The organism is Pseudomonas protegens, assembly GCF_003732485.1.
Lineage (GTDB): Bacteria > Pseudomonadota > Gammaproteobacteria > Pseudomonadales > Pseudomonadaceae > Aquipseudomonas > Aquipseudomonas protegens_B.
The window spans coordinates 138364-151791 of record NZ_MOAK01000053.1; the positions used below are offsets into that span (position 1 = coordinate 138364).

8 protein-coding genes are annotated in these 13428 nt (G+C 62.0%); 5 read left to right on the plus strand and 3 right to left on the minus strand.

The window, feature by feature from the left end; all coding sequences use genetic code 11:
• The first annotated feature begins 39 nt into the window (after positions 1-39).
• Genes BLX41_RS13760 through BLX41_RS13780 form a run of 5 tightly spaced genes read left to right on the plus strand, consistent with a single transcriptional unit; the run spans position 40 to position 6889 of the window.
• Entirely contained in the window at positions 40-2115 is a 2076-nt protein-coding gene (locus tag BLX41_RS13760; protein ID WP_123725333.1) for a type VI secretion system Vgr family protein, read from the plus strand.
• On the plus strand, positions 2112-2960 hold the full coding sequence (locus BLX41_RS13765; RefSeq protein ID WP_123725334.1) for a DUF4123 domain-containing protein: 849 nt from the start codon (positions 2112-2114) through the stop codon (positions 2958-2960). The genes BLX41_RS13760 and BLX41_RS13765 overlap by 4 nt, the downstream gene beginning before the upstream one ends.
• Positions 2957-3751, plus strand: a complete 795-nt coding sequence (locus BLX41_RS13770; RefSeq protein WP_123725335.1) for a hypothetical protein — start codon at positions 2957-2959, stop codon at positions 3749-3751. The genes BLX41_RS13765 and BLX41_RS13770 overlap by 4 nt, the downstream gene beginning before the upstream one ends.
• Before the next feature lie 40 nt (positions 3752-3791).
• Positions 3792-4586, plus strand: a complete 795-nt coding sequence (locus tag BLX41_RS13775) for a hypothetical protein (RefSeq protein ID WP_123725336.1) — start codon at positions 3792-3794, stop codon at positions 4584-4586.
• Positions 4583-6889 (plus strand): lipase family protein, encoded by a 2307-nt coding sequence (locus tag BLX41_RS13780; RefSeq protein ID WP_123725337.1) that lies wholly within the window; start codon positions 4583-4585, stop codon positions 6887-6889. The genes BLX41_RS13775 and BLX41_RS13780 overlap by 4 nt, the downstream gene beginning before the upstream one ends.
• An 89-nt stretch (positions 6890-6978) precedes the next feature.
• Here BLX41_RS13780 and BLX41_RS13785 read toward each other — a convergent pair whose 3' ends face one another.
• The 3 genes from BLX41_RS13785 to BLX41_RS35320 form a co-directional block, all read right to left on the minus strand.
• Positions 6979-8472, minus strand: a complete 1494-nt coding sequence (locus tag BLX41_RS13785; RefSeq protein ID WP_123725338.1) for an efflux transporter outer membrane subunit — start codon at positions 8470-8472, stop codon at positions 6979-6981.
• Positions 8469-11576 (minus strand): efflux RND transporter permease subunit, encoded by a 3108-nt coding sequence (locus BLX41_RS13790; protein WP_123725339.1) that lies wholly within the window; start codon positions 11574-11576, stop codon positions 8469-8471. The genes BLX41_RS13785 and BLX41_RS13790 overlap by 4 nt, the downstream gene beginning before the upstream one ends.
• 37 nt (positions 11577-11613) lie before the next feature.
• On the minus strand, positions 11614-13428 hold a 1815-nt coding region (locus BLX41_RS35320; RefSeq protein WP_259744881.1), incomplete at its 5' end, for an efflux RND transporter permease subunit.

Consider the following 13428-nt stretch of genomic DNA (forward strand, 5'->3'; position numbering starts at 1 on the left):
CAAGCGTTTTTTTGCCCCATCCAGCTTAAGGACAAGCTCATGTTCGCGCCGGCCGACTCTGCACAGCTGGAGCTTTTTATTCCCGCCGTCCGCCACGATTTCCAAGTGCTGGCCTTTGATGGCCTCGAAGCCATCAGCGCCTTGTATGCGATCCACGTTGAACTGGTCAGCGAAAAACCCGATTTCGATCTGCAAAGCCTGCTTTGCCAGCCCGCGTTCTTACGCTTCGGTCTCAACGGCGAGGGCCTGCATGGCCGCATCGAGGCGGTCACAGTCGGCGAGTCCGGAAAGCGCCTGACCCATTACCACCTGAGCCTGGTGCCAGCACTTTATTATCTGCAGTTCAGTCACAATCAGCGGATTTTCCAGCACCTGACGGTGCCGCAGATCGTGGCTCAAGTGCTCCAGGAGCACGGCATTTTGCCGGATGTGTTTACCTTTCATGTCGGCAATGCCCCACAGCGCGAGTACTGCACCCAATACGCTGAAAGCGATTTTGAGTTCATCCAGCGCCTATGCGCCGAAGAAGGAATCGCCTGGCACCATCAGCACTCGATCGATGATCACCTGCTGGTGTTCAGCGAGGATCAAACCTGGTTCCCCAAGCTCGGCGTCACGCCCTATCAGCCCGGCAGCGGCGGCGTCGCCGATCACCCGGTCATCAGGCGTTTCTCCCAGCGCTTCAGCACCCGCACCCGTGCGGTCACGCGCCGTGACTATGACCTTGAGCGGCCAAGCCGTTTGCTGGAAAGCCGGCACGCCAGCCAACAGGGCCCGCTGCTCGAGGACTATCGCTATCGGCTGTCGATGCCGACCGAGGCACGTGGCAAGCATCTCACCCAGCGCGCCCTGGAAAGTCACCGCGTCGACTACCAGTTGGCCGAAGGCGAGAGTGACCAGCCGACCTTGCGCAGCGGTCATTTCTTTACCTTGAGCGAGCATCCGCGCAGCGCCTGCAACGATTTGTGGCTGCTGCTCAGCGTTCATCACACCGGCAAGCAGCCTCAGGCCCTCGAAGAAGCCATCACTCACGACTCTGCGGCTGACGGAGGCTTTACTCAGGGCTACCGCAACCAGTTCAGGGCCATTCCCTGGGATGTACCTGTGCGCCCACCACTGCCCAAGCGCAGACCGTTGCTGGTGAGCCAGACCGCACGGGTTACGGGGCCTGTGGACCATGAAATTTTCTGTGATGCCCATGGTAGGGTCCGCGTCGAGCTGCCCTGGGACCGAGCAGAACTCAATAGCGACAAAAGCAGCTGCTGGTTACGGGTTTCATCCAGTTGGGCCGGGGAGCGTTTTGGTGCAGTGACCATTCCCCGGATCGGCATGGAGGTGGTGGTGACCTACCTTGAAGGCGACCCCGACCAGCCCTTGATCACCGGTTGTGTGGTCAACAAGGCGACTCCGGTGCCCTATCCCTTGCCGGCGAACAAAAGCCGGACCGTGCTGCGTAGCCGCAGCACCCCCAACAGTGGCGGCTACAACGAACTGATGATCGAGGATCGGGCCGGGCAGGAGAAGATCTTCCTGCGGGCGCAACGGGATCTCGAACAACTGATCCTCAACGACAGCGACACCCGCATTGGCCACTCGCGCCGAGAGCAAATCACCCAGGACAGCCACAGCCTGATCGGCAACGACCGTTCCGCGCAGGTCGACGGCAACAGCTCAAGCCTGATCCAGGGCGATGAAACCCACACCACCCAAGGCGCGCGCAACACCGTGATTGTCGGTGATGAGCTGCTTTCCATCAGCGGCAGCGCCAGCACCACCGCGGCGGGGACTTTGGTGATCCAGGCCGGCGCCCAGGCCCGGGTCAACGCCGCCAACGTGGTGATCGATGCCGGCATGAGCCTGACCCTTCAGGCGGGTGGGCAGCATATTGTCATCAGCTCGGGCGGGATCTTCAGCAGCGTGCCGATTGTGGTTGGGGGGGCGCCGTTGGCGGGTATCGCACCGCTGCAAGCACTGCAAGCCTTGGCAGGAACACCCCAAGCAATTATCGATAACCCGCTGTCCATCGTGCGCGCGAGCAAGCAACAAGCCGTGGATTTTTGCCCATTATGCGAAGCCTGTAGCGACGGGCTCTGCGCCAGAGGAGAGATGGCGTGAATACGCCCGAGCAATGGTTGCAAGAGCAGGCCCGGTTGGGCCGTTGCCTCTATCTGATGCTGGACTCCGATGGTCAGATGCCAGAGCGCAATGCCCTGGTAGCTGAATGGGGCGACGACCGCTGCCGCGCGGTTTATCTCGGTACCCCAGCGCATTCACTGGCCAGCGCTGGGCCCTACCTGTTTCACATTCAGCGGATAGACCATCCAATACTGATGGCCCTGCTCAAGGCGCCTGAAACTGATTGGGGCTGGCTGGCCAGTGGTTCGGGCACGGAACTGGAGACCCTGACCCAGCATTGGCGCGACCGACTGGTCACGGGCGAGCCGTCGAATCAAGTCCTTTACCGTTTTCATGACAATCGCGTGCTGGGGCGAGCCCTGACGTGTCTACCGCCCGAACACTTCCCCGGTTACCTCGGGCCTATCGCCAGCCTGTGCTACTGGCAGGTCGAGCAATGGCAGGTCAGCGACAACCCCGATCCTGGGAGTCACCCGCTGCCATCCGAGCCTGCGTGGCTCAACTTGGCCACTCCACAGGCTATCTACAACGCCGTGCAGTTCGACAACATCCGGCGCTATCTCATGCGTGAGTACACGGAGCCTTTGGTGGCGCTGGCCGAGCAGCAGAACATCGACGTCTGGTTGCGTACTCAGCTCGATTTGGCCCGCACCTGGGATTGGCGCGAGCCCGAAGCAATCTATTTTCTGCTGACTCAGAGCTTGTACGCGGCGGATTATGTGCCGCCTGAATCCTGGCGCCCCAAGCCCAGTGAAACCCCGGCGCAGCATTTCGCACGCCTCTACCAGGAAGCGTTGTATTGGCAGGGAGAACAGCCATTATGAAAACGACCCTCCAACGGCTGTTCCTCGGAGCTTGCCTGGCTTTGGCCAGCGGTTGCTCGGCCATGGACTCCTCAGACAGTTTTACCTTGAGTGCCGACTTACCCGCCGACTTTGCCTATGTCGCGACTGTGACCTATGTCCCTGCCTGGGGCCAGAATTGCACCTTGGGTAAAGGGGACAATATGACCCCGCAGTTCAACCGTGAGTGGCGTACTCAATACAAACCCGATGCGCAGATCGCCATACGCCGAATCAGCAAAGGCTGTGAATTGCTGCTGTATCGCATCGAGTTGGATATCAACGCGACTTACGGCAAGGATTGGGGGGACATCGGTGGTGATTCTGCGGCAATCGCAGTGCGTGAAAACTTGAGCAGTGCTGATAAGGGCACCTTCAACGCTGCCGGTGAAAGTGAAATCCTGGGTCAGTGCCAGTGGTTGTTCCGGACGATTGGCCCTAAGCGCTACATCACGAAAATCCTCACCTGCAAAAGCACCGATGCCCAAGCCAACGTGACCCGAGGGCAGCCCTTCGCGGCTTACACCCTGGACCAACTGCCGGGTAAAACCGTGCGTTTGAAGATCAAATTGGCGGCTGAGGAAAGACCCGGTTGGGGAGATACGTGGGTCAAGGTACCCGGCGGCTGGAAGCGCTGCATGGGCAAAAACTTTGAAGATCAGCGTGCTTACTGCAATGGCAACTACACCGACTTCAGCACCTTCAGAATGCCCGATGGCCGTATTTGCAGCATTTACCCTGGCTGCAGTGAAAACAAGGAAGTGAGCCCATGACGTATCAGAAAACCTTGTATGGGCAAGGAGGTGCTCGGCTATGAATGCTCTCATTCAGCGCCTGTTCCTCAGTGGCTGTCTGATTTTGACAAGCGGCTGCTCGGCCATGGGCCAGTCAGACAGCTTTACCCTGAGTGCCGACTTGCCCGTGGACTTCACTTACGAAGCCACAGCTGCTTACGTTCCGGCTCCAGGCGAAACATGCAGCGTGCCGGGTGGTAAAAACACCCGGATCGGCATCAATAGAAAGTGGCAGGAAAGCTATACCCGTGACTCCGAAATAGTGCTGCGCAGAACCGTGAGCGGCTGCCCATTGGTGTTGCAGTACGTTGAGTTCTATATCAACGCTACTTATGGCAAGGATTGGAGTGAGTTTGCCCGCGACTTTGGAAAGATTCTGGTGCGCGATTATTTGCAGGATCGTGATAAAGGCACCTTCAACGCTACCGGCGAAAGTGAAGTTCCGGGCCAGTGTCAGTTGTTGTTCCGAACGATTGGTCCTAAACGCTATATCACCAAGCTCCTCACCTGCAAAAGCACCGATGCCCAGGGCAAGGTGACCCGAGGGCAACCCTTTGCGGCTTACACCCTGGACCAACTGCCGGGTAAAACCGTGCGTTTGAAAATCAAGTTGGCGGATGAGGAAGAACCCGGTTGGGGAGATACGTGGGTCAAGGTACCCGGCGGCTGGAAGCGCTGCATGGGCAAAAGCTTCGAAGATCAGCGTGCGTACTGCAATGGCAACTACACCGATTTCAGTACCTTCAGAATGCCTGACGGTCGTATTTGCAACATTTATCCCGGTTGTACCGAAAACAAGGAAGTGAGCCCATGAGTTTCAAATCTCTTCCGGCCGGTGATGGCCCCTCCATGGAGGGACGTATGTACACCTGCCCATTGCGCGGCCAGGCGACCAGTTTTCAGTTGGTGGATGAGTTCGGTGACGGCAAGCCTTATGCGGGGCTGGCCTATGAAGCGACCGATTACGAAGACGTCACCTATACCGGCAAATTGGATGCCAACGGCGTGGGTCGCGTAGAGGATCACTACTGTGGCCCGGTGCTGCTAAAACTAAACCAGCCCTATAAAGGTGGAGGCGAGTTATATAAGGATTTAAGAAGTAGGCCGCACTACCCCCTCCCCATTACCGAGCTACAAGTCCGTGCCGAGAGCACCCGGTTTTTCAACAAGGATGGGGCTCGTACTCGCAGCAACCCGGCACAAGCCAAGGCTGGCAGTTTTTATCAGGTCGAAGTGCGTGAGCTGGTGGAGCATGACGCCCACTTGCCGTCCATGGTCGAGCGATACTTTCCCCCCAATCGGCATGTGTACTCGCTGTTTCGACAGCCGCCCCAGGCCACGGGTTTCCTCGATGGCGGGGCAGCGCAGGGCGACAGGTCGACCGACAGTGCAATGGCTGACCTGGGGTTTGCCCCGCCGTCGCCCAAGGTCCAGGGCATTGCCTTGCTGCCCAACCGCCACCATGTGCTGGAGGTCCGACCACTGCGGGCCTTGCGGCCGATGCTGTCGACCGGCACGCAGTTTTGCGCGCTCAACCTCTACCAACTGGCGCTGCTGGCGACCTTGAGTTACAGCGGGTTTGGTCAAGAGCCGCGCTTTCAACCGGTGGATAGCCCGCGAGTGAGTTTTCCGGGGCAACCCAGCAGCGGTAACTGGTTTGGCGCCGTGCTGCCGACCTTTGCCGAGTTGTGGCAGGTCGATGCCGACCAGGCCGGCGGCAAAGCCTATTACCCGCTGTATGAAGAGGTGCCTTACTCCAGGCGCCTGGAAATTGTCCCGTTCGACCCGCAGTTGTACCCCGAGGTCAATCACCCGAGCCTGGGGGAGGCCCAGGAAAACCCGGCCAACATTCATTTCTTTGATGACGGCCAGGATAAGGACGGCACCGACACCCAGGCCTATATCACCCATCACGAAGAGCTGATTCTGATTGCCGTGCGCGGCACTGCGGAAAAGGCCGATGCGTTGCGTGATATGGACGCCGAGCAAGTGCCCTTCGAGGAGGGCGAAGGCAAGGTGCATAACGGCTTTTATGGTGCGGCCAAGGCACTTCGTAAGTTTGTTGTCCGCTACCTGGACAAGTTCTACAACGGGCAACAGCTCGTGATCACCGGGCACAGCCTGGGCGGGGCCGTAGCGCTGATACTCTCCGAGATGCTGCGGCGGAATAAGCGCTACGAAGCGAATATTCTGCTCTACACCTATGGCAGCCCAAGGGTCGGCGATACCCGCTTTGTCAGCGGCGCCGAAGCCCTGGTGCACCACCGCTTTGTCAATCATAACGATCCGGTACCGAGTGTCCCCGCCACCTGGATGAGCACTTCCAAGCCCAAGGTGCTGGCGGCGCGTGGGGCGGTGACGGTGTTCAATGCTCCGGTGGGCTTGGCGTTGTTCATTACCGGGTTGATCAATTTTACCGGCGAGCCCTACGCCCACCACGGCACATTGCGCCACTTTCTGCCGGTGGATTTTGGCTCAGGGCGCACATCGGCGATTCTCTGGGCGCCGGGTTGCAGCACCATTCTCGATCAGGGCTGTGCCAGGGTCTTGCAGGAAATCGACGGCCTGCCGGTGCGTGGCTCACTCCTGCGGCAACTGTTGGATAACGCCGATCACAAGATGGTCGTCAGCTATATCCCTCACTGCTGGGCCACCCTGCGCCGTTGGCAGGAGTCACAGGCGTTCAAACGGCCCTTGGTGACCGAGCGGGAGTTCAGTCGGATCGATGGGGCATTGGGCAGTATCACCCAGCAATTGCGTGATCTGGACCGCAGCCTGTGGGGGCGTCCCGATGCCTACCTGCGTTCTCAACAGAGCGTGCTCGCTGTCGACAGGCTGCGCAATGAAATCAATGCGTTGGACATGACTCGTCAACGTCTGGGTGAATTGAGCGTTACCAGGATCGACGAAAGCGATGTGTACGGTGCTTTCGCCGGTCAAACGCAATTGCTGGCCGAAGGCCTGCCGCGTTGGCTGGATCACCCGGAAAACACCGTGCAGGAGCAATTGGCGATGATGGCGCCGCCAGTCGACGACTCTGAACAAGCGATAGCCGAGTTGCTGGGCGGCCATGTAGCGGGAGCGCCCTACCATCTGGATATCGATTCACTCATTTGAAGCCCATTGCAGCAGGCAAGGCAGCGCTCGTCGCAGGGCCTTGCCTTGCAAGGGTGGCAGGAAACCGGGTTCGCTAGCTTCCCCCGGGCCTATTTCTGCTCGCTGGCCTGCAACTGACCATCCCAGCCGCCGCCCAGCGCGGCGATCAATTGCACGCTGGCAATCAACCGGCTCTGCAGCAGACTGAGGACGCTGCGCTCGTTGCTCAAGGCGGTGGTCTGGCTGCTGACCACGTCCAGGTAGGCGATCAACCCGGCCTTGTACTGGTTCTCGGTCAGGCGCAGGGCCTCCCGTGCCGAATCCAGGGCCTGCTGACGCACCTGGGCCTCGTCTTCCAGGACCTTGAGCTGGACCATGTAGTTCTCCACCTCGCGGAAACCGTCGAGCACGGTCTGTCGGTACTTGGCCACGGTCTGGTCGTAGGCCGCTTCAGTGCGATCCACTTCCGCCGAGCGCTGGCCACCGTCGAACAGGGTCATGGCGAGCTTGGGTCCCACCGACCAGAACCGGTTCGGCAGGCTGATCCAGTCGGCGTAGGTACTGCTGCTGTAGCCACCGGCCAGGCTCAGGGTCAGGTCCGGGTAATAGGCGGCCTTGGCCACGCCGATATTGGCGTTGGCGGCGATCACCGAGCGCTCCGCCGAGGCGATGTCCGGGCGTCGCTCCAGCAGTTGCGAGGGCACCGCCAAGGGCACCTGGGGCAACTCGGGAATGCGGGTACTTTCTGCCAGGTTGAACTCCGCCGGCGGCACGCCGATCAGCACCGCGATGGCGTTCTCGAACTGCGCCCGCTGCCAGATCAGGTCGATCAGGTCGGCCTGGGTGCTTTTGAGCTGGGTCTGGGCCTGGGCCACCGCATCCTTGCCGGATACCCCGGCCTGATACTGGTTCTGGGTCATGGTCAGGGACCGCTGGTAGGCCGCCACCGTGGCTTCCAGCAAACGCTTCTGCTGATCGATCACCCGCAGCTGCAGGTAGTTCTGCACCAGCTCGGACTGCTGGCTCAGGCGCATGGCCGCCAGATCGGCAAAGCTCGCCTCGGCACTGGCTTCATTGGCTTCCAGGCCGCGGCGCAGCTTGCCCCAGACGTCCGCCTCCCAACTCACCCCCAACTGAGTGTTGTAGGTGTCGCGAATACCGCTGCTGGAACTGCTGAGGGCCGAACTGCTGCTGCCGGTGCCCTGGCTGGCCCGGGTCTTGCCGGCGCTCAGGTCGACACTGGGAAAGAACGCCCCCCGGGAACTGCGCACCAGGGCCTGGGCCTGACGGTATTGCGCTTCCGACTGGGCGACGGTCTGGTTGGCGCTGTTGAGCTTCTCGATCAGGCCGTTGAGCTGGGTGTCACCGTACAGCTCCCACCAGGCGCCTCGGGCCAGGGCGTCGCTGGGGTTGGCCTGACGCCAGCCCTGGGCCTCCTTGTAGTGCACGGGTTCGGCCACCTGGGGCCGCTGGTAGTCGGGACCGATGGCGCAGGCACTGAGCAGCAGCACGCACAGGCCCAGGCTCAAGGCCCGCGAACCCCGGGCCATGGCCAGGCGCTGGGCGGACAGCGGAGAAACAGGACGGGACGAATGGTCGGTCATAGCGGCGTTTCCAGAGCAGCATCGGTACGGACCCCACGCCAGTGGTTGAACTTGTGGCGCAGGCGATCGAGATAGAGGTAGACCACCGGGGTGGTGTAAAGGGTCAGGATCTGGCTGAAGACCAGGCCGCCAATGATGGTCAGGCCCAGGGGCTGGCGCATTTCCGAGCCTTCGGCGTTGCCCAGCAACAGGGGCAAGGCACCGAGAATCGCCGCCAGGGTGGTCATCAGGATCGGTCGCAGGCGCTGCAGGCAGGCACTGCGGATCGATTGCAGCGGGTCCAGGCCCTGGTGGCGCTCCAACTGCAGCGCCAGGTCGATCATCAGGATCGCGTTCTTCTTCACCACCCCGATCAGCAGGAACAGCCCCAGCAGCGAGATCAGGCTGAACTCGCCGCCCAGCACGTAGATCGAGAGCAAGGCGCCGACCCCGGCCGATGGCAGGGTGGAGAGGATGGTCAGCGGGTGGATGTAGCTTTCATAGAGCACCCCAAGCACCAGATACACCGCCAGCAGCGCCCCGAGAATCATGAACGGCTGGCTCTTCTGGGTGGCGGCGAAGGCATCGGCAGTGCCGGCCATCTTGACGATCACGTCCTCGGGCATGCCCAGCTTGGCGATCGCCCGCTCGATGGCGGCGGTGCCCTGCTCCACCGTCACGCCTTCGGCCATATCGAAGGAAATGCTTTCCGAGGCGAACTGCCCCTCGTGGCTGACCCGGTCGTCTTCCAGGCTGTTTTCATAGTGGGCGATGGTCGACAAGGGAATCCGCGCGCCCTCGCTGGTGATCACCTGCACCTGATTCAGGGTAATCGGGTCCTGGGCGTATTTCGGGTTGACCTCCATCACCACCTGATACTGGTTGAGGCTGTCGTAGATGGTGGAGATCTGCCGCTGGCTGTAGGCGTTGTTGAGCACGGCGGTGACCATGTCCATGTCCACCCCCAGGCGCTTGGCCTGGTCACGGTCGACGATCAGAGTCACTTGCTGGGCGCCGTGGCCTTCCCGGGCATCGATGGCCGTGAGCTCCGGCAGGGCCCGCAGTGCAGTGACCACTTTCGGGTACCACTGGCGCAGCTCGCCCAGGTCGCCGCTTTGCAGGATGTAGGAGTACTGCGAGGTGGTCTGCTCGCGGCCGCCGCCGAACTGCAGGTCCTGGTCGGCCATCAGCATCAGCTGGGCACCGGCCACCTTGGGCATTTCCTTGCGCAGACGCTCGATGACCTTCTGCGCCGAGATATTGCGCTCCTTGATCGGCTTGAGGCGCACCAGCATGAAGGCATTGTTGGTGCCGTTGCTGCCGCCGATAAAGCCGGCCACGCTTTCCACCGCCGAGTCCTTGAGCACGGCGCGGCGGAAGATCTCCATCTTCGGCTGCATCACGCTGAAGGACAGGCCGTCGTCGCCGCGGACAAAGCCGATCAACTGGCCGGTGTCCTGCTGGGGCATGAAGGTCTTGGGCACCACCACGTACAGGGCCACGTTGACGCCGATGGTCAGCAGCAGGCTGAGCAGGGTCAGGCGCCTGTGCCGCAGCACCCAGTCCAGGCTGGTGGCGTACTTGCCCACCATCCACTCGTTGCTGCGCCGGCTCCAGCGTTGCAGGGCGTTTTCCTGACCCGGGGTGTGGGGCTTGAGCCAGCGGGCGCAGAGCATCGGGGTCAGGGTCAGGGACACCACCAGGGAGACGACGATGGCCGCCGCCAAGGTGATGGAGAACTCACGAAACAGGCTCTCGATGATCCCGCCCATGAACAGGATCGAGAGGAACACCGCCACCAGCGACACGTTCATCGACAGCAGGGTGAACCCCACCTCCTTGGCCCCCAGGTACGCCGCTTTCATCGGCGCGATGCCTTCGTCGATATGCCGGGAAATGTTCTCCAGGACCACGATGGCGTCGTCCACCACCAGCCCGGTGGCGAGGATCAGCGCCATCAGCGACAGGTTGTTCAGGGAGAAACCGTACAGGTACATGATGGCGAAGGTGCCCACCAGCGACACCGGCACCGCCAGGGTCGGGATCACCGACGCGCGGAAATTGCCGAGGAACAGGAACACCACCAGGATCACCAGGGCCACGGCGATCAACAGGGTCATCTCCGCCTCGTGCAGAGTGGCCTTGATCACCGGCGAGCGGTCCATGGCCAGGTTGAGCTTGACGCTGGCCGGCAGCACCGCCTGCAACGCCGGCAACTGGGCCTTGATCTCGTTCACCGTCTCGATGATGTTGGCCCCGGCCTGGCGGTTGATCACCAGCAGCACCGCCGCATCGTCGTTGAAGAAACCACTGTTGTAGCGGTCTTCCACGCCGTCGCTGACCTTGGCCACGTCTTTCAGGCGCAGGGCCGCGCCGTTGTTGTAATGGATGATCAGCGGCTCGTAGTCGCGGGCCTTTTCCAGCTGGTCGTTGGCCTGGATCTGCCACAGCCGCTGGTCATCCTCCACCGAGCCCTTGGGCCGGCGCTGGTTGGCGTTGGCAATGGCGTTGCGCACATCGTCCAGGGCCACGCCGTACTGGTTGAGCAACTGCGGCTCCAGCTCGATGCGCACCGCCGGCAAGGAGCTGCCGCCGATCTGCACTTCGCCCACGCCCTGCACCTGGGACAGGCTCTGGGACAGGATGGTCGAGGCCAGGTCGTAGAGCTGGCCCTTCTCCAGCACATCGGAGGTCAGGGACAGCACCATGATCGGCGCCTGGGACGGGTTGACCTTCTTGTAGGTGGGCATGCTGCGCATGCCGCTGGGCAGCAGGTTGCGCGAAGCGTTGATGGCCGCCTGCACTTCCCGCGCCGCACCATTGATGTCGCGGTCCAGGTCGAACTGCAGGATCACCCGGGTCGAGCCCTGGCTGGAGCGGCTGCTCATGGTGTTGACCCCGGCGATGGCGCCGAAGGAGCGCTCCAGGGGCGTGGCCACGGTGGACGCCATGACCTCGGGACTGGCCCCGGGCAGGCTGGCCTGGACCACGATCACCGGGAAATCCATCTGCGGCAGCGGCGACACCGGCAGCAGGCCGAAGCTCACGCCGCCCAGCAACATGATCGCCAGACTCAGGAGCATGGTCGCCACCGGGCGCTTGATGAACGGTCCGGACAGGTTCATGGCTGAACGCCCCAGGCTTGAGGCTTGCTGCGGCCCTTCATGCCTCCACCTCTTGGGCGTCTTCACGCTTGCCGAAGCGCCGACCCAGGCGGTCGAAGTACAGGTAGATCACCGGCGTGGTGAACAGGGTCAGCACCTGACTCACCAACAGGCCGCCCACCATCACCAGGCCCAGGGGCTGGCGCAGCTCAGCGCCGGAACCCGTGGCCAGCATCAGCGGCACGGCACCGAACAGCGCCGCCAGGGTGGTCATCAGGATCGGCCGGAAACGCAGCAGCGCCGCCTGATAGATGGCCTGTTCCGGGGCCATGCCCTGATGGCGTTCGGCGTCGAGGGCGAAGTCGATCATCATGATCGCGTTCTTCTTGACGATGCCGATCAGCAGGATGATGCCGATGATGGCGATCATGCCCAGGTCGTTGCCGCTGAGGATCAGCGCCAGCAAGGCCCCCACCGCCGCCGAAGGCAAGGTGGAGAGGATGGTGATCGGGTGGATGTAGCTCTCATAGAGCACGCCCAGGACGATGTACATGGTCACCACCGCCGCCAGGATCAGCAGCAAGGTGCTCGACAGCGAGGCCTGGAAGGCCTCCGCCGCGCCCTGGAAGCGGGTCTGCACCCCTACCGGCATGCCGATCTCCTGCTGCACCTGCTCGATGACGTTCACCGCCTCCCCCAGGGCCACACCGGGCGCCAGGTTGAAGGACATCATCACCGCCGGGAACTGGCCGATATGGGCGATGGCCAGTTGCGCCTGGCGCTCCTCGACATGGGCCAGGCTCGACAGCCGCACTTGCCCGCCGTCGGTGGTCTTGACGTGAATCTGCTCCAGGGCCTGGGGTCCGATGCGCTCGCCGGCCTGGGCCTGGAGCACCACCCGGTACTGGCTGGCCTGGGTGTAGATGGTGGAAATCTGTCGCTGGCCGAAGGCGTCGTACAGGGCGTCGGTGATGTTCGACACCGAAACCCCGACCCGGGACGCCGCATCGCGGTCGATCACCAGATACACCTGCAAGCCCTTGTCCTGCAGGTCGCTGGCCACGTCGGTGAGCTGCGGACGTTGCGCCAGGGCTTCCACCAGACGATTGCTCCACAGGCTCAGCAGCTCGGCGTCCGGCGACGACAGGCTGAACTGATACTGGGTACGACTGACCCGGTCTTCGATGGTCAAATCCTGCACCGGCTGCATGAACAGGCGGATGCCCAGCAGCTTGTCCACCTCGGGCTGAATCCGCGCGATCACCTGGGTCGCGCTCAGGTCACGCTCGCTGTGGGGCTTGAGGTTGATCAGCAGGCGGCCACTGTTGAGGGTGGCGTTGTCGCCGTCGACGCCGATGTAGGACGACAGGCTTTGCACCGCCGGGTCCTGCAGGATGATCTTCGCCAAGTCTTGCTGGCGTTGGCTCATGGCGGCGAAGGACACCGACTGCGGCGCCTCGGAAATACCCTGGATGACCCCAGTGTCCTGCACCGGGAAGAAGCCCTTGGGCACCACCAGATAGAGCAACACGGTCAGGCCCAGGGTGCCGACGGCCACCATCAGGGTCAGGAACTGGTGCTTGAGCACCCACTGCAACTTGCGCCCGTAGCTTTCGATCAACCAGTCGATCCAGGCCCCGCTGGCGCGATAGAAGCGCCCCTGCTCTTCAGGCTTGGGCTCACGCTTGAGCAGCCGCGCGCACATCATCGGGGTCAGGGTCAGGGACACCACCAGGGAAATCAGGATCGCCACCGCCAGGGTGATGGCGAATTCGCGGAACAGTCGGCCCACCACGTCGGCCATGAACAACAGCGGGATCAGCACCGCGATCAGCGACAGGGTCAGGGAGATCAGGGTGAAGCCGATCTGCTT

Excerpts from the sequence above, each read along its gene's own strand:
- BLX41_RS13780 (WP_123725337.1), top strand. The coding sequence starts at position 4,583 with ATGAGTTTCAAATCTCTTCCGGCCGGTGATGGCCCCTCCATGGAGGGA.
- BLX41_RS13790 (WP_123725339.1), bottom strand. The coding sequence starts at position 11,576 with ATGAACCTGTCCGGACCGTTCATCAAGCGCCCGGTGGCGACCATGCTC.
- BLX41_RS13775 (WP_123725336.1), top strand. The coding sequence starts at position 3,792 with ATGAATGCTCTCATTCAGCGCCTGTTCCTCAGTGGCTGTCTGATTTTG.
- BLX41_RS13785 (WP_123725338.1), bottom strand. The coding sequence starts at position 8,472 with ATGACCGACCATTCGTCCCGTCCTGTTTCTCCGCTGTCCGCCCAGCGC.
- BLX41_RS13770 (WP_123725335.1), top strand. The coding sequence starts at position 2,957 with ATGAAAACGACCCTCCAACGGCTGTTCCTCGGAGCTTGCCTGGCTTTG.
- BLX41_RS13760 (WP_123725333.1), top strand. The coding sequence starts at position 40 with ATGTTCGCGCCGGCCGACTCTGCACAGCTGGAGCTTTTTATTCCCGCC.